This is a genomic window from Streptomyces sp. NPDC015127, assembly GCF_043080095.1.
In the GTDB taxonomy this organism is placed as follows: Bacteria; Actinomycetota; Actinomycetes; order Streptomycetales; family Streptomycetaceae; genus Streptomyces.
The window spans coordinates 384016-404748 of sequence record NZ_JBIBVE010000006.1; the positions used below are offsets into that span (position 1 = coordinate 384016).

The 20733-nt window shown below is 72.4% G+C and carries 18 protein-coding genes and 1 pseudogene; 12 read left to right on the top strand and 7 right to left on the bottom strand.

Annotated elements, in window-relative coordinates; genetic code table 11:
• Positions 1 to 45 precede the first annotated feature (45 nt).
• Positions 46 to 2589, top strand: a complete 2544-nt coding sequence (locus ACF08N_RS15050) for a M14 family zinc carboxypeptidase (protein WP_392325029.1) — start codon at positions 46 to 48, stop codon at positions 2587 to 2589.
• 56 nt (positions 2590 to 2645) lie between these two features.
• On the opposite strand, the gene ACF08N_RS15055 is transcribed toward ACF08N_RS15050, so the two are convergent.
• On the bottom strand, positions 2646 to 3068 hold the full coding sequence (locus ACF08N_RS15055) for an organic hydroperoxide resistance protein (RefSeq protein ID WP_392325030.1): 423 nt from the start codon (positions 3066 to 3068) through the stop codon (positions 2646 to 2648).
• Between the two features lie 78 nt (positions 3069 to 3146).
• Positions 3147 to 4163: an NADP-dependent oxidoreductase gene (locus tag ACF08N_RS15060; protein ID WP_392325031.1), complete on the bottom strand. Its 1017-nt coding sequence runs from the start codon at positions 4161 to 4163 to the stop codon at positions 3147 to 3149.
• An 89-nt stretch (positions 4164 to 4252) separates the two neighbouring features.
• On the opposite strand from ACF08N_RS15060, the gene ACF08N_RS15065 reads away from it, so the two are divergent.
• On the top strand, positions 4253 to 4690 hold the full coding sequence (locus ACF08N_RS15065; protein ID WP_392325032.1) for a MarR family winged helix-turn-helix transcriptional regulator: 438 nt from the start codon (positions 4253 to 4255) through the stop codon (positions 4688 to 4690).
• Positions 4691 to 4708: 18 nt separating this feature from the next.
• On the opposite strand, the gene ACF08N_RS15070 is transcribed toward ACF08N_RS15065, so the two are convergent.
• On the bottom strand, positions 4709 to 5455 hold the full coding sequence (locus ACF08N_RS15070) for a hypothetical protein (protein ID WP_392325033.1): 747 nt from the start codon (positions 5453 to 5455) through the stop codon (positions 4709 to 4711).
• 130 nt (positions 5456 to 5585) lie between these two features.
• On the opposite strand from ACF08N_RS15070, the gene ACF08N_RS15075 reads away from it, so the two are divergent.
• From ACF08N_RS15075 to ACF08N_RS15085, 3 genes are all read left to right on the top strand, one after another.
• Positions 5586 to 6143 carry a hypothetical protein gene (locus ACF08N_RS15075; protein WP_392325034.1) on the top strand — a complete coding sequence of 186 codons (558 nt, stop codon included), beginning with the start codon at positions 5586 to 5588 and terminating at the stop codon, positions 6141 to 6143.
• Between the two features lie 191 nt (positions 6144 to 6334).
• Positions 6335 to 7522: a rod shape-determining protein gene (locus ACF08N_RS15080; protein ID WP_392325035.1), complete on the top strand. Its 1188-nt coding sequence runs from the start codon at positions 6335 to 6337 to the stop codon at positions 7520 to 7522.
• An 11-nt stretch (positions 7523 to 7533) separates the two neighbouring features.
• Positions 7534 to 9138, top strand: coding sequence for a GAF domain-containing protein (locus ACF08N_RS15085; protein ID WP_392325036.1), 1605 nt, complete (start codon positions 7534 to 7536; stop codon positions 9136 to 9138).
• Here the strand turns inward: ACF08N_RS15085 and ACF08N_RS15090 are convergent.
• Positions 9116 to 9565, bottom strand: coding sequence for an Lrp/AsnC family transcriptional regulator (locus tag ACF08N_RS15090; RefSeq protein ID WP_392325037.1), 450 nt, complete (start codon positions 9563 to 9565; stop codon positions 9116 to 9118). The genes ACF08N_RS15085 and ACF08N_RS15090 overlap by 23 nt on opposite strands.
• A 69-nt stretch (positions 9566 to 9634) precedes the next feature.
• On the opposite strand from ACF08N_RS15090, the gene ACF08N_RS15095 reads away from it, so the two are divergent.
• The 3 genes and pseudogenes from ACF08N_RS15095 to ACF08N_RS15105 form a co-directional block, all read left to right on the top strand.
• Positions 9635 to 10339 (top strand): hypothetical protein, encoded by a 705-nt coding sequence (locus ACF08N_RS15095; protein ID WP_392325038.1) that lies wholly within the window; start codon positions 9635 to 9637, stop codon positions 10337 to 10339.
• 185 nt (positions 10340 to 10524) lie between these two features.
• Positions 10525 to 11988 carry an acyl-CoA synthetase gene (locus ACF08N_RS15100; protein WP_392325039.1) on the top strand — a complete coding sequence of 488 codons (1464 nt, stop codon included), beginning with the start codon at positions 10525 to 10527 and terminating at the stop codon, positions 11986 to 11988.
• A 139-nt stretch (positions 11989 to 12127) separates the two neighbouring features.
• Positions 12128 to 12310, top strand: a pseudogene (locus ACF08N_RS15105) (acetyl-CoA carboxylase); the annotation flags it as partial.
• Here the strand turns inward: ACF08N_RS15105 and ACF08N_RS15110 are convergent.
• A complete protein-coding gene (locus ACF08N_RS15110; protein ID WP_392325040.1) occupies positions 12307 to 13167 on the bottom strand; it encodes a LysR family transcriptional regulator in 861 nt (286 codons plus the stop codon). The pseudogene ACF08N_RS15105 and the gene ACF08N_RS15110 sit on opposite strands and share 4 nt — an antisense overlap.
• A gap of 69 nt (positions 13168 to 13236) precedes the next feature.
• Here ACF08N_RS15110 and ACF08N_RS15115 point away from each other — a divergent pair, with 69 nt between their 5' ends.
• Positions 13237 to 14175 (top strand): DMT family transporter, encoded by a 939-nt coding sequence (locus ACF08N_RS15115; protein ID WP_392325041.1) that lies wholly within the window; start codon positions 13237 to 13239, stop codon positions 14173 to 14175.
• Here the strand turns inward: ACF08N_RS15115 and ACF08N_RS15120 are convergent.
• Together ACF08N_RS15120 and ACF08N_RS15125 are read right to left on the bottom strand one after the other, a co-directional pair.
• Positions 14159 to 15850: a multicopper oxidase family protein gene (locus ACF08N_RS15120; RefSeq protein WP_392325042.1), complete on the bottom strand. Its 1692-nt coding sequence runs from the start codon at positions 15848 to 15850 to the stop codon at positions 14159 to 14161. The genes ACF08N_RS15115 and ACF08N_RS15120 overlap by 17 nt on opposite strands.
• Positions 15851 to 16515: 665 nt before the next feature.
• Positions 16516 to 18396: a ricin-type beta-trefoil lectin domain protein gene (locus tag ACF08N_RS15125; RefSeq protein WP_392325043.1), complete on the bottom strand. Its 1881-nt coding sequence runs from the start codon at positions 18394 to 18396 to the stop codon at positions 16516 to 16518.
• A gap of 510 nt (positions 18397 to 18906) precedes the next feature.
• Here ACF08N_RS15125 and ACF08N_RS15130 point away from each other — a divergent pair.
• The 3 genes from ACF08N_RS15130 to ACF08N_RS15140 all read left to right on the top strand — a co-directional run bounded on the left by ACF08N_RS15130 (position 18907) and on the right by ACF08N_RS15140 (position 20642).
• A complete protein-coding gene (locus tag ACF08N_RS15130; protein WP_392325044.1) occupies positions 18907 to 19323 on the top strand; it encodes a VOC family protein in 417 nt (138 codons plus the stop codon).
• Between the two features lie 119 nt (positions 19324 to 19442).
• Entirely contained in the window at positions 19443 to 19919 is a 477-nt protein-coding gene (locus tag ACF08N_RS15135; RefSeq protein ID WP_392325045.1) for a DUF6153 family protein, read from the top strand.
• A gap of 87 nt (positions 19920 to 20006) precedes the next feature.
• On the top strand, positions 20007 to 20642 hold the full coding sequence (locus tag ACF08N_RS15140; protein ID WP_392325046.1) for a DUF305 domain-containing protein: 636 nt from the start codon (positions 20007 to 20009) through the stop codon (positions 20640 to 20642).
• The last annotated feature ends 91 nt before the right edge of the window (positions 20643 to 20733 follow it).

The following is a 20733-nucleotide window of genomic DNA, read 5'->3' on the forward strand; positions in this document are numbered from 1 at the left end:
TGATCGTGTACCGATTCCTTCCGGCATTCGAAAGGTCCGTACCGCATGGGATCATCCCGACCCTTACTGATCACTGCCACCCTCGCGGCCACGCTCGCGGGCACTCTGCTCGTACCGCCCGCCGCCACCGCGGTCCCGGGCCGGGACGAGCCGCGGCCGCACCCCGTGCGGGAAGGCGGCGGGCGTGACACTGGCGCGGCCACGGCTCCCGCGTCGGCCGCCGCCAACGCGCTGGGCACGGCGTCCGACCGGCATACGCGAACCGGCGGCTATCCGCGCGAGACGACGCTGGATGTCCCGCCGGTGAATCCGGACGACAAGTCGATCAAGCTGGGCCTGGCCCCGTACCACGCGATCGCGCCGCGGCTCAACGCACTTCAGAAGATGGGCGACCGCGTCAGCGTCGAGGTCGCCGGGCACTCGGCGGGCGGCCGCGAGCTGTACCTGGTCACCGTGACCGCCCCGGAGAGCGCGGACGAGGCGCGCGAGCAGGAGCGGATGCGGGAGCGGATCGAGAACGCGCCCGCGGCCGCGGCCGGGGACCCGCGCATCAGGTCGGCGTACAAGACGCCCGTGTTCATCAACAACAACATCCACGGCAACGAGTGGGAGGGCACCGACGCCGCGCTGAAGCTCATGGAGGATCTGGCGACGGCGAAGGACGAACGGACCGCCGACCTGCTCGAGAAGAACCGCATCTACCTGAACGTGACGGCCAACCCCGACGGCCGCGTCGCGGGCACCCGCGCCAACGCGGGCGGCTTCGACCTGAATCGCGACTTCATCACCGCGACCCAGCCCGAGACGCGCGCCATCCGGCAGATCGCGATCGACAAGCAGCCGGCCGTCATGCTGGATCTGCACGGCTATGTCAACGGCACGCTGATCGAGCCGACGACGCCGCCGCACGGCGAGAACTACGAGTACGACCTCTTCCTGAAGAACGCCTATGCCAACGCCCTCGGCATGGAGAAGGCGGTCAACGGCCTCGGCTACACCGTCGAGAAGGACGGCGTGCGGCCCGCCGTGATCCCGTTCCGGGACGAGAAGGAGGGCTGGGACGACTGGCCGCCCATCTTCACCCCGCAGTACATGCCGTTCCAGGGCGCGGTGGCCTCGCACACCATCGAGTTCCCCATGCAGGTCAACAACCGCAGCTACGACACGCTGCCGACCGCGGAACTGCGCCGGCGTGCGGCCGTCAACACCGCCATCGCGGGTGCCGCGATGCGGGCGACGCTCGACTACACGCACGAGCACCGCACCTCGGTGCTCGCCGACCAGATCGAAACGTTCCGGCGGGGCGCGGCGGGCGAGGCCCAGCGGCCGGTGTCGGAGAAGACCGTGCCGGGCGTGCCGGGCATCGGCCCCGAGGACGTGTACACGACGACCTTCCCGCGTGCCTACGTCATCCCGGCGGGCCGCTCGCAGAGGTTGGCGGTCGCGGCGGGCCGCCTGGTGGACCATCTGGTCGCCAACGACGTGCGCGTGGAGCAGGCCCGCAAGCCGTTCCGGCTGGAGGGACGCTCCTACCCGGCCGGTTCGTACGTCGTCGACATGCACCAGCCCAAGCGCGGTCTGGCCAATGTGATCCTTGCCGAGGGACGCGACATCAGCGCGGACGTCTCAGTCATGTACGACATCTCGGGCTGGAGCCTCGGCCTGCTGTGGGGCGCGACCGTGGACCGGTCGGTGTCGGCGGCGCCGCGGGTGCCGACCCGCACGGTGCACGCGGCGTCACCGACCGGCCGGGTCGCCCCACGCGGCGACCTGCGACTGCGCCTGGCCGACCCGAAGGAGATGGCGGCCCTCAACTCCCTGCTGGCCCAGGGCGTCCCGGTGCGGCGGACGGCGGACGGTTCGGCCGTCGTGCCGGGCTCGGCACGGGGTGCGGCACGGGTGCTGGCGGACCGGCTCGGCGTCGCGTTCGAGGCGACGAAGGAGAAGGGCACGGCCGCGCTGCACCGCACCAGGGTCGCGGCGGCCGTCACTCCGGGCGAGCTGTTCGGCCTGCGGGAGATGGGCTTCGCGGTGGTACCGGTGTCGACGGAGACGCTCAACGCGGGCTTCGACTGGTCCACGGTGGACGTCCTGTACGTCTCGTCCGGCCTGGACCACGCGAGGCTGACGCCGGCCGCCCGGGCGGCGTTCGGCGCGAGCGGCGTCGGCGTGGTCGGGCTCGGCGAGCAGGGGGCGGCGTTCAACGCGGCGGCCTCGCTGCTGGACGTGACCGCGGTGGCGGGCAACGGCGACGCCAACGGCGTGGTGCGGGTGACCAACGCGGGCGGCACGATCACGGGCGGCGCCCCGGCCCACACGTTCGTCTACTCGCCGGGCTGGTTCACCGGCCTCGGCAGCGGCGTGCGCGTCGAGCAGTCGTACGGCTCCGGGAACCCGCTCGTGTCCGGCCACTGGCGTGCGGCCGAGGACGGCAAGGGCGGCCCGGAGGACGCGGCGGGCCGGGCGTCGGTCGTCTCGGGTGAGTCGAAGGCGGGGGCGCCGGTGGTGCTGTTCGGGACGGAGCCGATGTTCCGGGCGCACCCCAAGGGTGTGTTCGCGCAGATCGGCCGGGCGCTGCTGACCCGCTGAGAGCATGCGACGAGGGCCGCACCCCGTACGCGGGGTGCGGCCCTCGGTGATGCAGGTCACACGGCCAGGTCGACCGTGATGTTGCCGCGGGTGGCCTTGGAGTACGGGCAGACCTGGTGGGCCTTCTCGATGAGGTCCTTGGCGGTGGCGGCGTCCACGTTCGGGATGCTCGCGGCGAGCTTGACGATGAGGCCGAAGCCGTCTTCGTTCTTGCCCAGGCCGACCTCGGCGGTGACGGTGGACCCGGAGATGTCCGCCTTCTCCTGGCGGGCGACGACCACGAGGGCCTGCTGGAAGCAGGCGCTGTAGCCGGCGGCGAACAGCTGCTCCGGGTTGGTCCCGGCGCCGCTGCCGCCCATCTCCTTGGGCGGGGTCACGACGAAGTCGAGGGTGCCGTCGTTCGTGGCGACGCGGCCGTCACGGCCGTTCTCCGCGGTGGCGACAGCGGTGTAGAGCACCTCGGACTGCTGGATGGACATGAAGTCTTCCTCCTGCTGGTTCGCCGCGACTCGCGCCCACGATCGCGACGGCTGGGGAAGAGCCTAACGGGTGACGTGTCAGGCGAGAGAAACGATCATCTTTCCGGTGTTCTCGCCGCGCAGCAGACCCGTGAAGGCGTCGTAGCCGTTCTCGATGCCCTCGACCACGGTCTCGTCGTACTTCAGCTCGCCGGAGGCGATCCAGCCCGCGACGTCCTGGACGAACTGCGGCTGGAGCGCGGAGTGGTCGTTCACGAGCATGCCCTGCAGGCGCAGCCGCTTGCCGATGATCAGGGCGAGGTTGCGCGGGCCGGGCGTCGGCTCGGTGTTGTTGTACTGGGCGATCATTCCGCAGATGGTCGCGCGGCCGCCGACGTTGAACGAGGAGATCGCGGCCTCCAGGTGGTCGCCGCCGACGTTGTCGAAGTAGACGTCGATGCCGTCGGGGGCGGCCTCCTTCAGCTGCTGGCCCACCGGTCCGTTCTTGTAGTTGAACGCGGCATCGAAGCCGTACTCCTCCACCAGGCGCTTGACCTTCTCGTCGGAGCCGGCCGAGCCGATGACGCGCGAGGCGCCCTTGATCCGGGCCATCTGGCCGACCTGGCTGCCCACGGCCCCGGCGGCGCCGGAGACGAAGACCGTGTCGCCCGCCTTGAAGGACGCCACCTCGAACAGGCCCGCATAGGCGGTGAGACCGGTCATGCCGAGCACGCCGAGGTACGCGGAGAGCGGCGCCAGCGACGCGTCGACCTTGACGGCGTGCTCGGCGGGCACGCTCGCGTACTCCCGCCAGCCGAGGCCGTGCAGCACGTGGTCGCCGACCGCGAAGCCCTCGGCGTTCGACGCGACGACCTCGCCGACCGCGCCGCCGTCCATGGGGTGGTCGAGCTTGAACGGCGGGACGTAGGACTTTACGTCGTTCATCCGGCCGCGCATGTACGGGTCGACCGAGAAGTGCAGATTGCGCACGAGGACCCGGCCCTCGCCCGGCTCGGTGACCTCCGCCTCACGCAGGGCGAAGTCCTCGGCCTTGGGCCAGCCGTGCGGTCGCGCGACGAGGTGCCATTCACGGCCGGACGCGGGAAGAGCGGACATGCGGGTGCCTCCTAAGAATGCTTCATTACCTGAAACAACCATGCTCCTGGATATTTCAGGTTGTCAAGTATCCGGGTATCCTGAGACCCATGGCCACCCCAGGAACAGACCCCCTCACCCGCGAAGTCGTCGAGCTGATCGGCTCCGTCGTGGCCCGCTACCACGACGAGTACGAGCGGGCGGCAGCCGAGCACTCCCTCACCGGTGCCCAGGCCCGCGTGCTGGGGCTGCTCTCCCTGGAGCCCCTGCCCATGCGCCGCATCGCGCACCAGCTGAAATGCGAGCCGTCGAACATCACCGGCATCGTGGACCGCCTGGAGGCCCGCGGCCTGGTGGAGCGGCGCCCCGACCCGGGCGACCGCAGGGTGAAGCTGGCCGCGGCCACCGAGGAGGGGCGCGGCACGGCACGGCGGCTGCGCGAGTCGCTGGACTTCGCGCGCGAGCCGCTGGCGGAGCTGTCCGCGGAGGAGCGGACGGCACTGAGGGACCTGCTCAGGCGGATGCTGGGCGAGCAGCCCGAGTCGTAGAGCGCGACGCGGGACGCGTCACAGACACCACCACAGGAAGCGGTCGCAGGTCTCGGTGGGCGAGGGCTCAGGCGGCGGGGGCTCCTCCTGCGACGGCGGCTCCGAGCCGCCCGGGTCGGAGGTCGGCCGGCCGCTCCCGGTGGGGTCGGCCTCGCCGGGCGGGCCGTCCGACGCGGACGGGGACGCGCCGTCACCGGGGGACGCCGAGGCGGAAGGCGCCGGCCCCTCGCCGTCACCGCTGCCCGTGGCCTCGCCCGCACCGGGCGCGCCCGCGCCCTCCTTCGCCCCGGTGGCACTCCTGTCGGGGCGCGGGGAGCCGGACGACATCACCGGCCGCTCGCTCACCTCGCCCGGACCGTCCGGGGTGTCCTCGGGGGCCGACGGCTCGATCGTCTCCGTCTCGACGACGTCCTGTTCCTTCACGGTGGTGGCCGCCCCGTCACCGCCCGACCCCTCGGTCGCCAGCTCCGCGAGGCTCAGCGCCCCCGCGGCCAGCACCAGGCAGAACGTCCCCATGACCACCTTGCGCCCACGCCTCTTGCGCCCCCGGCGTCCGGCGGGCGCGGCCTTGCGGCGCGACTGCGCCTGACGGCGCGCGGCACGCGGCCCGGGCGGCGCCGGCTCGGGCTCCACGTCCAGCTCGTAGACGTGACCCGGCTCGGGCGCGCTGGTGGAATAGCGACGGAGTTCCTCGACGGGGGTGCCGCACCCGGCACAGGCCAGCGCGCCGTTGAGGTGCCGTCCGCACGGGTGGCAGTAATCCATGGCTTCCGGAGAGTATGCGTCACCGGGGTACGTGCGGTGGATCGAGCTGTGAGGATCTTGTGTGGACTCTTCACTTCCCCGGCGCGCCCGCTCGCCTGTGACGTCGCATCCCGCGGGCAGGATGTCGGGCATGAGTACACCCGCCCCCTTCGGACCGCTCGACTTCCAGCTGGTGCTCCTGCGCCGGATGGCCGACCACCAGCCGGACCTCGTCGACGACGCGCGGCGGGAGCTCGGCGTCTCCCTCGCGCAGATGCGGGAGGCGAACCGCCGCTGGCAGGCCATGGTCCGTTCCCCCCGAGCGCGCGCCCAGGTCAGCCGCTACCGCTCGGTGCTCGGCACCCCGGAGTCGGTCGAGCACCGGCGTATCGGCGACCTGGAGTGCGACGCGCTGCTGTGGCCGGTGCCGCTCTGGCCGGACCTGCGCTTCGAGGTCCTGGCGGCGAAGAACGGGGCGGTGTGGAACGAATGGCTCGTACGGGCACCGGGGGCGGCCGGCCCCGAGCTGCGTACGACCGCGGACCTGCGGCCCTGGTCGTGCACGGTCGACGAGGTGGCGAGGGCGTTCGCGCCGGCCCGCCCGCTGGAGGGGTCGGCGCCGACGCGATGGCGGCTGGCGTTCACACCGCCCGGCGAGGGCGAGCGGATCGCCGAGTTCACCTGGGGGCTTCTCCAGCGCCTGATCTGACGGTGCGTGAGCAGCGCCCGGGGCGGCACACCACCGGCGCGCCCGGCACCCGCACGCGCCGCGTCCGGGACACACACCGCCCATCTGGCGGAGTGTCAGGCCGCTGGGCCCCCGACCGGCGCAGCCCAGCGCGCGCACGGCCCCGGGCGATCGGACGATGCGATCACGTACCGCACTCGGGAGGATCTGCCGTGACCGTCAGCCTTGAGCAGCTGCGCCGTTGCCATGTCGCCGTGGACATGGGCGCGGCCAGGACCCGTGTCTTCGTCAAAGGCGCCGGCCTCGTCGTCGACGAGCCCAGCGTGGCCGCCGTGAACACCCGTACCGGCGCGCTGATCGCGGTCGGCACGCTCGCCGAGAAGATGACGGGCCGCACCCCCGACTACATCCGCGTCGTCCGGCCCGTCACCGGCGGCACGGTCGTCGACATCGAGATGGCGCAGCGCATGCTGCGCCATCTGCTCGGCGAGAAACTCCGCCGCCAGCTGCGCCGCAAGCCCCGGCTGCGCGCCGCCGCGAGCACCCCGCACGACTCCGACCCGCTCGCGCAGCGCGCCACCGTGGAGACGCTGGTCGGTCTCGGCGCCCGCCGGGTCGAGCTGGTGGACACCCTGATCGCCGCGGCCGTCGGCTGCGGGCTCCCGGTCGAACAGCCCACCGCGACCATGATCATGGTGTGCGGCGCGGCGACCACCCAGATCGCGGTCCTCTCGCTCGGCTCCATCGTGACGGCCGAACGCATCCCGATCGGCGGCAACGCCATCGACTACGCGGTGATTCAGCACCTGCGCCACCAGCACGAGCTGATGCTGCCCAGCCAGTCCGTACGCCCCCTGCAACTGGCGCTGCGCGGCAACGGCCTCACCCCGCAGGGCCCGGTGTCCACCGAGATCCACGGCCGGGACGTGGCCACCGGGCTCGCCCGCTCGGTGCGCGTCGACACCGCCGCCGTACGGGAGGCCATCCACACGCCGCTCACCTCGGTCCTCGACGGCATCGGCAAGGTGCTGCGCAACTGCCCGCCGGACCTGGTCGCCGACCTCGTCGACAGCGGCATCATGATGGTCGGCGGCAGCGCGCTGCTGCCCGGCCTCGACCAGATGCTGCGGGACGCGACCGGCATGTCGGTGCAGATCGCCGAACGGCCCGACACCTGCACGGTCCTCGGGCTCGGCGCGATGCTGGAGGGCAAGATCCAGCCGCTGGTGCTGGACCCGCTCGCCGACTACTCCGACCCGGACACCGACTCCGGCTCCGACGGCACGAGCACGTATGCGCACGGGCTGCCAACGGTCAGGGCCGCGTCCCGCTCGGGGGCGGACCGCGCGGACGACGACGCGTCCGGCGCCGATCCGGCCCCCGGCGACATCGGCCGCTGAGAAGCGGCCCCATGAGCCCCGGTGACGAGGACGTCCCGGCCCCGCCGGGGGCCGACGACGCCGCACCGGGGCTTCCGGCGCTGCTGGAGGCCGTCCTCGGCGTCGGCAGCGACCTCGAACTGCACGCCACCCTCCAGCACATCGCCGACACCGCGGCCGCACTGACCGGTGCGCGGTACGCCGCGCTCGGCGTACTCGATCCCGAGCGCGCGCGGATCACCGAGCTGTACACGTCCGGACTGAGCGCCGAGGAGCGGGAACGCATCGGCCGGCTGCCCAGCGGCGAGGGCGGGCTTATCGGCGAACTCGTCCGCAACCCGGAGCCGTTGCGGCTGGACGACCTGACCGGCGATCCGCGCTCGTGCGGAGTGCCGGAGCGGCATCCGCCGATGCGGTCCTTCCTCGGCGTCCCGATCCGCGTCCACAACGAGGTCTTCGGAAACCTGTACCTCACCGAGAAAAGCGGCGGGACCTTCACCGGCAAGGATCAGGCGATGCTGCGGGTCCTCGCCGCCCAGGCCGGCATCGCGATCGGCAACGCCCGGCTGTACGAGACCGCCCGCCAGCGGGAGCGCTGGATCGAGGGCGCCGCGGCCGTCACCACCGCACTGCTCTCCGAGGACGGCACGTCGGACGCGCTGATGACCGTGGCCGAACAGGCCCGCATCCTCGCGGGCGCGGCGGCGGGCGTGGTGCTGCAGCCCACCGACGACGGAGGCATGGAGGTCGTGGCGGCGTCCGCGCCGGACGACCCGGGCGACATCATCGGCACCACGATCGCGCCGGGATCGCCGGTGCTCGTCCAACTGCTCGGTGGAGAACCGGTGTTCGTCGAGGACTCTGCGACGGACCCGCGGATGACGACGCATGTGCGCGGCCGGTTCGGCCCGTCGATGATGCTGCCGCTGCAGAGCGGTGGCCGGCTGATCGGCACGCTGGCCCTGCCCCGGCACCGGCACGGCCGCCCGTACACGGCGGTGGAACGGCTGATGGCCTCGCAGTTCGCCTCGCAGGCGGCCCTGGCGCTGGTGCTCGCCGACGACCGCTACAACCGGGAGCGGCTCGCGGTCTACGAGGACCGCGACCGCATCGCCCGCGACCTGCACGACCTCGTCGTCCAGCGGCTGTTCGCCACGGAGATGATGCTGGAGTCCACGCGCAGGCGGGCGGAGGCCGGGGAGAGCGGCGACAGCGGGGAGAGCGGGGAGCTGATCGGGCGGGCGGTCGACGAGCTGGACGCGACGATCCAGGAGGTACGGACGGCGATCTTCACGCTGCAGCAGCCGCCGTCCGATGCGCCGACGACGTTCCGCGGCCGGGTGCTGCGCGAGACGCGCGGCGCCGCGGTGCTGCTCGGTTTCCCGCCGTCCGTCCACTTCACCGGGGCCGTCGACACGCTGGTGCGCGAGCCGGTGGACGAGCATCTGCTCACGGCGCTGCGCGGCGCGCTGGCCGCCGCCCACCGGCGGCCGGGCGTCTCGCGCATCGAGGTGGAGGTCGACGCAACGGTGTCGCTCGCCCGAGGGGTGCCGGGGGTGCGGCTGCGGGTCACCGACGACGGACGGCGCGAGGACGGCGGCCGGCACACCACGGTCACGTGGGAGTCGCCCCGGTAGGGGCCCGCGCGTCCCGCAGGGCGATGCGGGTACTGGACTGGGCGACGCCGGCATCCCGTTTGAGGGCGCGCAGCAGCCGGTCGAGCTCGGCGGCGTCGGCCGCCGTGGCCCGTACGAGATAGTCGTGCGCACCCGTGACGTGGACGACCTCGGTGATGCCCGGCAGCTTCAGCACGACCCGCTCGAACTCCTCGTTCGTCGTGTCGAGGCGCAGCGTGATGTCGATGAACACGACGAGGCCGGGGCGGGGGCCGGCCGTCGGGTCGACGATGGTGGTGAAACCGCGGATGACCCCGTCACGGACCATCCGGCGAACCCGGTCGGCGGCGGCGTTGGCGCTCAGACCGACCCGGACGCCGAGATCGCGGTAGGAGATCCGCGCATCCGCCCGGAGCACACCGAGGATTTCCCTGTCGAGACGGTCCATACCGCGATTGTCGCAGCCACGGCCGGAATGCGGCCGCGAGAGCACCGGTCGGGGCACCACGGTGTGCCCATGACGGAGATCTGGACGACGGCAGCCGCGGGCGCGGTGGCCGGACTGGGAGTGGCGGTACCGGTGGGCGCGGTCGGCGTCCTGCTGGTCCAGGAGGCGATGCGCGGCCGTGCCACCGCGGTGGCCGCGGCATCCGCGGTGGCGGTGGTCGACATGGTGTACGCGGCGGTGGCCACGGCACTGGGACCGCTGGTGGCCTCGGCGCTGTCGGGGGTGGAGGCGTGGGTGCGGCTGGCGTCGGCCCTGATCCTGGCCACGATCGCGGCGCACGGCCTGTGGTCGTCCCTGCGCCGACCGCCCCAGCCGCCGGCGCCGGACGCACGGACGGAAGCGGGTGCGGGTGGAGGTGCGGGGCCGCGGCCCGGCGGGGTGTTCGCCCGGTTCGCCGCCGCGGGTGTGGGTGCGGAGCCGCGGCCCGGCCGGGTGTTCGCCCGGTTCGCCGCGCTCACCGCCGTCAATCCGACCACCGCGCTCTACTTCGCCGCGCTCACCACCGCGCAGGGCGAGGCCCTGCGGGGCGGCGCGGCCGGGGCAGTGTTCGTCGGCGGCGTCCTCGTCGCCTCCCTCCTGTGGCAGCAGTTCCTCGTGGCCGCCGCGGGCTACGCCGGTGCCCGGATCTCGGACACCTCCCGGGCGTGGACCTTCCGCATCGGCTTCGGGCTCGTCGCCGTCTACGCCGTGAAGATCGCGCTTCCGCTGCCCTGAGCATCCGGCGCGCACCCCCGTGCGGAGCGGTTCGGCGCGGCGACGCCCCGGTCGCGTCCCGGCGGCAGGGCTCTCCGGTTCACGCCACGCTCGGGTGCCCGTCTCCTCCCGGGGAGAGAATGAGGCGACGGGAAGCACTGCCATGAGCCTGCCCAGTGCGGCACGCGACACCAGGAGGTCGACGAGTGAGTTCCCTGTTCCCGGCGCTGACGGCCACGGCCGGCGGTCCCGATCACGGCGACCGGGTCGCCCTGCGGTTCGGCGAACGGTCCCTGACCTACGGACAGCTGGCCGGTGCCGCCGGAGCTCTCGCGGCCCGGATCGGCACGGCCGCGGCCGGCGGGCGGGTGGCGCTGTGGGCAACGCCGGCGATGGAGACCGCGGTCGGCACGGTCGCGGCGCTGCTCGCCGGCGTCCCCGTCGTCCCCCTGAACCCGAAGACCGGGGAGCGCGAGCTCGCGCACATCCTCGCGGACAGTGCGCCGTCCCTGGTACTGGCCGCCTCCGGCGACGAACTGCCCGCTGCCCTCCGGTCGTTGGAGCGCGTCGACGTGAAGATGACGGGCGAGGGCGAGGTGCCGGCCGGCGAACCGGGGCCCGGCGCGCCCGCGTTCGTCGTCTACACCTCGGGGACCACCGGCCCGCCCAAGGGCGCCGTCCTGCCGCGCCGCGCGGTCGCCACGACGCTGGACGCGCTCCAGGACGCCTGGCAGTGGAGCGCGGACGACGTCCTGGTGCACGCGCTGCCGCTGTTCCATGTGCACGGCCTGATCCTCGGCATCGTCGGCCCGCTGCGGCGCGGCGGCGAGGTACGGCACCTGGGCAGGTTCACCCCCGAGGGCGTGGCCCGTGAGCTCGGCCGGGGCGGCACGATGCTGTTCGGCGTACCGACCATGTACCACCGGCTCGCGGAGGCGCTGGACGACGACGCCGAGCTGGCGAAGGCACTGGCGGGCGCCCGCCTGCTGGTGTCGGGGTCGGCCGCGCTGCCGCTGCCGGACCACGAGCGGATCGCCGCGGCGACGGGCCGCCGGGTGATCGAGCGCTACGGCATGACCGAGACGCTGATGAACACGAGCGTGCGGGCCGACGGCCCGGCGCGGCCGGGCACGGTCGGCGTGCCGCTGCGCGGGGTCGCGCTGCGGCTGGTCGAGGAGGACGGCACGGAGATCACGGCGTCGGACGGCGAGACGATCGGCGAGATCCAGGTGCGCGGCGACCATCTGTTCACCGAGTACCTGAACCGGCGGGACGCGACGGCGGCCGCCTTCGACGGGGACTGGTTCCGTACGGGGGACATGGCGGTGCGCGACGCGGACGGATACGTACGGATCGTGGGCCGCAAGGCGACCGACCTGATCAAGAGCGGCGGCTACAAGATCGGCGCCGGCGAGATCGAGAACGTCCTGCTGGACCACCCCGCGGTGCGCGAGGCCGCGGTCACGGGTGAGCCGGACGCGGACCTGGGCGAGCGGATCGTCGCGTGGATCGTGGCGGCCGATCCCCAGGCGCCGCCGTCGGCCGAGGAGCTGGCGGCGCATGTGGCGGCCCAGCTCGCCCCGCACAAGCGGCCGCGCGAGGTGCGGTTCCTCGACGTCCTGCCCCGCAACGACATGGGCAAGATCATGAAGCGGGCGCTGCCTGCCTGAGCGGATGACCGCCCGTGAGGCGATCGCGCTGGTCTGCGACGACTTCACCGAGCACGAGGTCGCCGAGCTGCCCCGCACGGGCGACGGCCCTCCCCCGCAGCCTTCGGCGCGGGAAGTACCCCCAGCTGGGAGGGGTACGGCGCCGCGCGCGAGATGGCGGCGCGGCGACTTCTCGGTGATCGCCCCGGAGCTCGCCGCCGCGATCCTCAAACGCGCCCCCACCCGGATCCCCCACACGGCGACCCAGCTCCGGCTGCGCCCCGAGGATCTGACGCAGCTGGGCGTGATCCGCGGCATCGTGGGCGCTGCGGACCGCGTCTAAGTGGTCGCGTAGAGCTGGGTGACGGCGTCGACCAGGTCGCCCAGGCCGTAGGGGTGGTGATCGCGCCACCATGCGAGTCCGACGGGGATGCGGGGGCCGTCCTTGATCGGCCGGTAGGTCACTCCGGGGCGCGGGTGGTGGTGCGCGGTGGCCTCGGCGGTGGTTCCCACGCCGCGCCCGGCGGCGATGGCGTCGAGCCAGCTGTCGACATCGGTGGATTCGATGAACCGGGGTGGATGGTCGGCGCCGCTCCACAGCCGGCTGCTGGTGGTCCCGACCCGGGGATCGATGATCACCGTGCGGTCGGCGATCTCGGCCATGCTCAGCCGGCGCCGGCGCGACCACTGCGGGTCGTCGGAGGCGAAGGCGACCAGCCGGCGTTCCAGCCCCACCACGAGGGAGTCGAATCGCTTCTCGTCGACCGGTCTGCGCACGATCGCCACATCGCACAGGCCCTCGGCCAGGCCCGCGGTGGGCGAATTGTGCCGGACCAGCTCCAGCTCGATGGCATCGTGGCGCTGAGCCCAGTCCCTTTGCAGGCGCGCGGTGTGCAGCCCGAGAGCCGCCCACGCATACCCCAGCCGCAGGACGCCGTGGCGCGAGTTCAGGAACTCGGTGAACCTCGCAGCCTCGGACAGCACCCTCCGCGCATGAGGCAGGACCTGTTGTCCGGTACTGGTCAGCTCGCACCCTCTCGGCACCCGCCGCAAGAGCGTGTCCCCGACGGTCTTCTCCAGGCCCGCGATCGTGCGCGAGACCGCCGCCTGCGAGACGTACAACTGCGCGGCGGCATCGGTGAACGACCCCGCCTCAGCGGCGGTGACGAAGAACCGCAGCTCTCGAAGGCTCCAATCCATAACCCAAGCGTATGGCAGCGTCACAACATGCATTAGGTTTATGCGGCGCCGTGATCCTACCGTCGGCGTATGGACACCCTTGAGACCACAGATCGCACGCAGAACGCGCCTGCCGGCGGCCGGCAGCTCCCTGCTGCGGCGGCGACCTCGCGTCAGCGCGGTGTCGGCATCGGGATGATGCTCACCGGCTCGGCGTCGAACCAGACCGGCGCCGCCCTGGGTGCGCTGGCGTTCCCGGCCATCGGTCCGGTGGGCGTGGTCGCGATCCGTCAGCTCGTCACCGCGATCGTCCTGACGCCGATCGTGCGCCCGAGGCTCCGTGGCCTGCGCAAGGACCAGTGGTGGCCGATCCTCGGTCTGGTGGCCGTGTTCAGTGTGATGAACCTCAGCCTGTATGCCGCGATCGACCGGATCGGGCTCGGCCTGGCCGTCACCCTCGAGTTCCTCGGCCCGCTCACCGTCGCCGTCGCCGGCTCACGCCGTGCGCTGGACATCGCCTGTGCCGTCCTGGCCGGAGTCGGCGTGGTGGTGCTGACCAACCCCGGCCCCACCGCCGACATCATCGGCATCGTCCTGGCACTGCTCGCCGCGACGGCCTGGGGCTGCTACATCCTGCTCAACCGCACCCTCGGCCGGCGTCTTCCCGGCCTGCAGGGAACCGCTGTGGCCGGCCTCGTCACCGCCGCCGTCTGGGCCCCGATCGCCGTGACATGGTTCGCCTTCCACACCCCCACCGCCGCGGCCGTCGCCCTCGCTGTCGCCTGCGGACTGATGTCCTCGATCGTGCCCTATGTGGCCGACCTGCTCGCCCTGCGCCGTGTACCGGCCCGGGTGTTCGGCACATTCGCCGGCATCAACCCCGTCTGGGCGGCCCTGGCCGGCTGGGTCCTGCTCCACCAAAGCCTCGACCTCAACGAATGGATCGGCACCGGGTTGATCGTCATCAGCAACGTCGTGGTCTCCGCACGGGGATTCACCCCGTCCAAGGACGTCACGGGCGGTAGGTGATCGTGGTCATCATGCCGGATTCCGAGTGGTAGATGTTGTGGCAGTGGAGCATCCAGTGGCCCGGGTTGTCGGCATCGAAGTCGAGGACGAGTTTGTTGTGGGGCAGGACGATGGCGGTGTCCTTGCGCGCGCCGTGGGAGTCGATGCCGGCCAGGGCGAAGGTGTGGCCGTGGAGGTGGACGGGGTGCCACATGTCGGTGGCGTTGATGACGACGAGTCGTACGCGTTCGCCGCGCTCGATGCGGTGGACGGCGTCGGGTGAGTAGGGGACGTGATCGGTGCCCCAGTCGTAGTCCTGGATGTCACCGGTGAAGGTGACCTTGACGATCCGGTCGGGCCTGCGCCGGTCGAATTCGACGGATTCGTGGGGCCGGAGCCGGCGTGCCGAGGGGAGGACGGCTCGATCGAGCTCGGCGGGGCGGGCGGTGGGGCCGGGGAGTGCGCCGCGTGCCGTGCGCAGGACGGCCATGCCGGCGCCGTTCTTCCCTTCGGCGAGAGCGGTGAGCGGGAAGAGCCCGTCCTTCGCGGTGACCAGTGCGTCGTACCGTTCGCCCATGCCGATGAGCAGCGCGTCGGTCCGGTGGTGACGTACGGGGAAGCCGTCGCTGTGGGTGATCGTCATCCGGTGGCCGCCGAGTGCCACGCGGAACGCTGTCTCGGCGCCCGCATTGATGAGGCGCAGTCGGATCCGGTCGCCCGGTTTCGCTCTGAACTGGGCCGGATCGTCGGGTGTGCGTCCGTTGATCAGGTAGTGCGGGTAGGCGACGTCGCCGGCATGGCCGCCGAGCAGTGGGCTACTGGCCCCCTTCATCAGCAGGTTGGGGTCCTTTTCCGCCTTGGGTGAGGGCGACGCGTCGCTCCGCTCCGGCGCGTGGGCTCCGGGCGGCCCGTAGCCGGCCGGGACTCCTCCGGAGGGTTTGGACCGCACGGGCCGGCCACCGCGGTCGTGCCCGTGGTGGCCGGAGCCGTGGCCCATGGCGGGCTTGCCCTTGCGGAGCTGGTCGAAGACGTCCTCGGGGGTGGAGCCGTCGATCCCGTCGAGCCAGTCGTCCATCAGGACGATCCACTCCGCGTCGTAGTCGAGGGGCTCGTTGGGATCGTCCACGATCAGCGGCGCGTACATGCCGCGGTCGATCTGCAGGCCCAGGTGCGGGTGGAACCAGTAGGTGCCGGGGTGCGGCGTCCGGAAGCGGTACGTGAACTCTCCGCCCGGTTTGATGGGCGGCTGCGTCACGTCGGGCACGCCGTCCATGTCGTTGCGCAGGGCGATGCCGTGCCAGTGCACCGTGGTGGGGTCCGGCAGGTGGTTGGCGAGCGTCAGCTGGAGCGTGTCACCGGCGGTGATCCGCACCTCCTTGCCGGGCAGTTCGCCGTTGTACGTAGAGGTCCTGACAGTGCGTCCGCCACCGATCTCGACCGTTGCCGGTGTGGCTGTGAAGGTGAGGCCGCGGAGCTTCCCCTCCGGGCTGGGTGTCCACGTGGGCCGGACCCTCTTGCCGTCCCCGCCGGAACTTCCGGGTCCGGGGAGGGCGGCCTCCTTTCCGGCGCCGCCTGTGGGGTCCGCGCCGCCGCCTGAGCATGCGGTGACCAGTGCGGATCCTCCTGCGGCGATCCCGGCGCCGAGCACGGCACGCCGGGTGGGAGGGGTGGGACGGGATCGATCCTGCCTGTACATGGTCCTCCGGTCGTTCGCACCTGTGGAGCACAATGCCAAAGGCCATGCGGCTCCAGCCGCTCAACACGACGGTGCCGGCGTTCCTCTCGCGTTGTTCTTCGCACGGGCCGGATACGTCCGGGCACGAGGGCAGGCGGGCCCTGCGGGCCCCGTCGGTCCCGCCGTCGGCGCGGCGGCCGGCCGGGTCGCGGTCCCGGCCTGGGCCGCGGATGCCACCGGCCGGCCCTCGCCACCGGCGCGGGACGCGGCGACAGCGCCGCGCGCCAGGGTCACGTCGCCGGGGTTCGTCGCCAGGCGGAACTGCTGCGCCTGGCGACGAACCCCAGGGCCCAGCAGGCGGCGGAACCGCTCCGGTTGCGGCCGGTCCGCCCGGCTAGGGCCTCTCGTTTGGATCATGCCGGGCTCGCGGGCCCTGGCACGCTCCCCCGCAGCCTCCGGCGCGGGAGGTACCCCCACCCCCGTAGCCCTTCGGGCACGGGAGGTGCCCCCACGCCGCGTTGTCGTCGGTCGCCATGGCTCCGCCATTGTCTCCTCCCCCTACGCCTTCGGCGTGGGAGGTACCCCCACCTCCGCCTTGCGATCGCACGCACCAGACCCTCCCCCTACGCCCTGCGGGCGTGGGGGGACCCCCACTCACTGATCCGGCCTGATCCAAACGAAAGACCCTAGTGCGCAGACGCTCCACCTGTCGCCACCGGCAAAGGCGCGAGCAGTACGGGGGTCAGCGCCGGGCGGGTGGGGCGGGTCGTCTCCTCCGGGGGCGGGGAATCGTCGCTCACACGGCGCAGACTGCCCTCGGAGGGCTTCTGCGACGGCGCGGCCGTCGCCCCCGGCGGGGGCGCCTCGCAGGTCTCCGGGACGCAGCGCTCGCCGCCGGGCGGCGGGCCGCCCACTTCCTCCGCGTAGGGGGCCGACTGCTGAGTGGCGCCCGTGCGGACGCTGTCGGTCGCCCAGACCTGGCCCGGTGAGTCGTCCCGTACCTTCACCACCACGGGCGACCCCGGATCCGTCGATGCGGGCACCACGGCGAGCCGTTCGTTCCAGCGCGGGACGACGTGGCCCTGGATCGTCAGGTCGTACCGGACGTCGCCGGAGTCGGGCGCCGTGCGCGCCGTGCAGGAAGTGGCGACAACGATCCCATCGAGCCCGTGCGAGTTCAGGCACAGCTCGGGCGCGGCCGCACTGCGCAGCCGGCCGTCGCTCTCGTACACCCACTGCTGCGTCGGCGCCGACGAGCACGCCGCCATCAGGATGTCCACGTCCTTCTTCGCCTCGCGCCCGGCGAAGTCGACGCACAGGTCGGCCTCGACGTTGCGCAGTCGCGTGGTCAGCGGGCCGCCGGGGTGGCCCGCCGAGGTGGCCGAGGGCTGCGGCGACGGTGCGGTCGGCACGGTCGCGGACGGCAGGGACGCCGACGGCGCCGGCGCGGACGGCACGGCTTCGCTCGCGCCGGGCGCGGGCGGGGCCACACCGGTGACCGCCCCGCTGGGGACGGCCGGTCCCGCGTGGTCGCCGTCGTCGGACCACAGGGTGGCCACGAGGGCGACGGCCAGCACCCCGGTCGCGGCGACGGCGGCGCCGAGGCCGAGGGCGGTCGGTGTCGCCCTCTCCACGGCGGCCCGTCTGCCGCGCAGCACCAGGGCCGGCAGGGCCAGCGCCCGCCCGCCCCTGGAGTGCCGGCCGGTCCCCCGGCCACCGGGCGCCCCGGGGTGCACCCGGCCCTCCCTCAGGCCGGCGCGACGGCGTCGGCCCGGCCGGGACGCGAGATAGGACTGCGCGGCCCCGCCCAGGAGTGCCTCGGCGAGCAGGACGCCGAGCCGTCCCTCGGACTGCCGCAACTGGTCGGCGGCGTAACGGCAGTACGGGCACTCCGACAGGTGCACCTGGATGTCGGGGATCAGCGCCCCGCCGCGGCGCAGCGATATGTCGAGGAGGCGGTTGTAGTGGCGGCATTCCCCGGTGGGCGCGTACTCCCGGTGCACCCGTACGCAGACCTGCCGGAACTGTTCGCGCGTCTGCTCGAGTTGGTCGGACGCGACGCGCGGATCAATACCCAGCAAACCGGCCGGTATGGATATGCCCTCGGCCTCCGCCTCCGCATGCCAGAGCAGTACCTGGGCGGTCATCGGCATTGTGTGGAAAGCGCGGGAGACCAGCTGCCTATTCTCGGCGGGCGGTTCGGGAATCGACAGCCCCGGGAGCAGGGCGGTGATCCGCTGGTCACCGGCCCAGCTCTTGGCGATATGACGGGTGGTCACCAGCAGATGGGGCCGCAGGGCACCGGCCGATGCGCTCCCCGCGAGATTCTCCAGAAGTTGCGCGAATGCCGCCGTCGCCAGCATCGAGGCGATTTTGGCCGAGGGCGCACAGAGGGAGGCGTAGTCGAACACGGGCTGCCAGTGCCGGGCCAGCAGGGTGGCGACGGGGTGGGCATCCTGACCCGCTCCCCCGGCGCGCAGTGCGGCGGCAAGCTCCTCGTCGGAGACCCCGGGTATGCGGCCGGCCTGCGAAGAAGGCACGTTTCCGGGCGTGCTGGGGTGCTGCATGGGCGTCTTTCCATCCATGGCATTGCGGTGGGGGGTTGCTGAGTGGCCATCGGCTCGAGGTCGATGGATGCCGACAGCCGGCCGTCAAGGAGCGGACCTGTTTGGTCCATACCATCCGGTGGCGATACCGCTTCTTTTGGAGAGGCTCGCCCACAGAGAATTCGAACGGTTGATCAGAATGGCGTTTGTTCGGGTGTGAGGGGGCTCACCCTTGCACAACTTCCCTGCCAGGAACAAGAGTTCCGGATCTCCCGCGATTAGGGGCGCCGGAGTCAAGCCATCTCCCGGCCGGGAGACACCGCTTTCTGGAACACGAGTAAGTACAACAATGACGAGCGATTGCCGCACCACTCCTTGACGCATGCCCGAAATCGGCCCGCGCCGCCCGTGTTACCGCGCGAAACACCACCGCATACGGAACGGCCCCGGACACGCACGGTTCCCCTCAGCCGCACGGCCGCTACGGGGCTACTCTTCATTCCTGACAAACCGTCACGAAAGGATCATGCTGTGGCCTCTCGTCTCAACCCGTACATCAGCTTCTCCGGCGAAGCCAAGCAGGCCGTGGAGTTCTACAAGGACGTCTTCGGCGGCAATCTGAGGATCAACACGTACGGCGACTTCGGCTCCGAGGCGCCCCCCGGATTCAACGACAAGGTCATGCACAGCATGCTGGAGACCGACAAGGGCTTCACGCTGATGTGCGCGGACACCCCGCCCGGCGCCGAGTACAAGCAGGGCAACAACATCGCCGTCAGCGTGAGCGGGGAGAACGCCGACGAGCTGCGCGGCTACTGGGAGAAGCTGTCCGCCGGCGGCAACGTCACGGTCCCGCTGGAGAAGCAGATGTGGGGCGACGTCTTCGGCATGTGTACGGACAAGTTCGGCATCGCCTGGATGATCAACATCAACCAGGGCCAGGCCTGACCCCCCCAGAGCCCCCGGCTCCGAAGGCCCCGGCCGTCCCCGGGGCCTTCGTCGTGCCGGTCGACGCGCGCACCGCCCCGGACGGGGGCCGCCCGCCGGGTCGCCTTACGATGGCGGGCATGCGGTGGCAGCCACGACGTACGACCCGGCCCCATGGGGCGCTGGCTGTTGCGCTGTTCGTGCTGGCCGTCCTCACGGGTGTGGTGGCCATGCACGGACTCGGCCCCGCGATCGCGGCCGCACATCCGGGCACGCAGGCCGCGTCGCCTCACGCCGCCTCGCCCGCGGCCCATCCCGAGCCGTCGTGCGCGGCCCATGCCCATGCGGAGGACCCGCGCCCCGCGGACCCCGACCGCGCGGCCTCTTCCCTCGCGCACCACGAGCACGGCGCGTCCGGCGCGTCCGGCGGTCATGTCGAGCACGCGGACGGCACCTGCGCCGCGAGCGGCATCGCCGCCGCGCCCACCCTCCCGGCCCTGGACCGGACCGTCGCGGCCGCCGCACCCGCGGCCGCCCCGCCGGCCGCCGACGGACCCCGGCACCCACGCGAGTCGCGTCCGCCGTCCCTGAGCACGCTCCAACTCCTGCGCATATAGGGCGACCCCGAGGCTGCCGTCCCCACGGACGGCCGCCCGCTCCCGCACGCCCTCTTTCCCCTCTCCCAGCACAGGAGCAGCAGCACCATGACCGCATACTCTTCCCTGCCCCGCCGCGCCGCCGCCCTGGCGGCCGCCGCCGGCGCCGCTCTCGTCCTGGCCGCCTGCGGGTCCGGCTCCGGCGACGGCTCCACCGGACACGGCGGCCACAGCAGCGGCAGCCCCAAGCCCTCCACGTCCGCCCCGGCCGCACAGGGCGAGCACAACGCCGCCGACGTCGCGTTCTCCCAGGGGATGATCCCGCACCACCGCCAGGCGGTGGAGATGGCCGACCTGGCCGACACCCGCGCCGCCTCCCCGGAGGTGAAGAAGCTCGCGGCCGAGATCAGGAAGGCACAGGACCCGGAGATCAGGACGCTCTCCGGCTGGCTCACGTCCTGGGGCGAGCAGGTCCCCGAGGAGGGCGCCGCGGACGAGCACGCCGGCCACTCGATGTCCGGGATGATGACGGCCGGGGACATGGGGAAGCTGGAGAAGTCCTCCGGCAAGGAGTTCGACACCGCGTTCCTGACGATGATGGTCGAGCACCACGAGGGCGCCGTCGAGATGGCGAGGACCGAGCAGGCGGAGGGCTCGTACGGACCCGCCAAGGACATGGCCGGGGACATCATCACCTCGCAGAGCGCCGAGATCACCAGGATGAACGAGCTCCTGAAGGGCTAGTGACCTGAGTCGGAGATCCGTCGTTGGTTGGGTATGAGTCGTCCGGGTCCGAAGATTCCGCCGTTGTCGTTGACTCACGCCCAGCGGGCTG

Excerpts from the sequence above, each read along its gene's own strand:
- ACF08N_RS15050 (WP_392325029.1), top strand. The coding sequence starts at position 46 with ATGGGATCATCCCGACCCTTACTGATCACTGCCACCCTCGCGGCCACG.
- ACF08N_RS15055 (WP_392325030.1), bottom strand. The coding sequence starts at position 3,068 with ATGTCCATCCAGCAGTCCGAGGTGCTCTACACCGCTGTCGCCACCGCG.
- ACF08N_RS15060 (WP_392325031.1), bottom strand. The coding sequence starts at position 4,163 with ATGTCCGCTCTTCCCGCGTCCGGCCGTGAATGGCACCTCGTCGCGCGA.
- ACF08N_RS15065 (WP_392325032.1), top strand. The coding sequence starts at position 4,253 with ATGGCCACCCCAGGAACAGACCCCCTCACCCGCGAAGTCGTCGAGCTG.
- ACF08N_RS15070 (WP_392325033.1), bottom strand. The coding sequence starts at position 5,455 with ATGGATTACTGCCACCCGTGCGGACGGCACCTCAACGGCGCGCTGGCC.
- ACF08N_RS15075 (WP_392325034.1), top strand. The coding sequence starts at position 5,586 with ATGAGTACACCCGCCCCCTTCGGACCGCTCGACTTCCAGCTGGTGCTC.
- ACF08N_RS15085 (WP_392325036.1), top strand. The coding sequence starts at position 7,534 with ATGAGCCCCGGTGACGAGGACGTCCCGGCCCCGCCGGGGGCCGACGAC.
- ACF08N_RS15090 (WP_392325037.1), bottom strand. The coding sequence starts at position 9,565 with ATGGACCGTCTCGACAGGGAAATCCTCGGTGTGCTCCGGGCGGATGCG.
- ACF08N_RS15095 (WP_392325038.1), top strand. The coding sequence starts at position 9,635 with ATGACGGAGATCTGGACGACGGCAGCCGCGGGCGCGGTGGCCGGACTG.
- ACF08N_RS15110 (WP_392325040.1), bottom strand. The coding sequence starts at position 13,167 with ATGGATTGGAGCCTTCGAGAGCTGCGGTTCTTCGTCACCGCCGCTGAG.
- ACF08N_RS15115 (WP_392325041.1), top strand. The coding sequence starts at position 13,237 with ATGGACACCCTTGAGACCACAGATCGCACGCAGAACGCGCCTGCCGGC.
- ACF08N_RS15120 (WP_392325042.1), bottom strand. The coding sequence starts at position 15,850 with ATGTACAGGCAGGATCGATCCCGTCCCACCCCTCCCACCCGGCGTGCC.
- ACF08N_RS15125 (WP_392325043.1), bottom strand. The coding sequence starts at position 18,396 with ATGCAGCACCCCAGCACGCCCGGAAACGTGCCTTCTTCGCAGGCCGGC.
- ACF08N_RS15135 (WP_392325045.1), top strand. The coding sequence starts at position 19,443 with ATGCGGTGGCAGCCACGACGTACGACCCGGCCCCATGGGGCGCTGGCT.
- ACF08N_RS15140 (WP_392325046.1), top strand. The coding sequence starts at position 20,007 with ATGACCGCATACTCTTCCCTGCCCCGCCGCGCCGCCGCCCTGGCGGCC.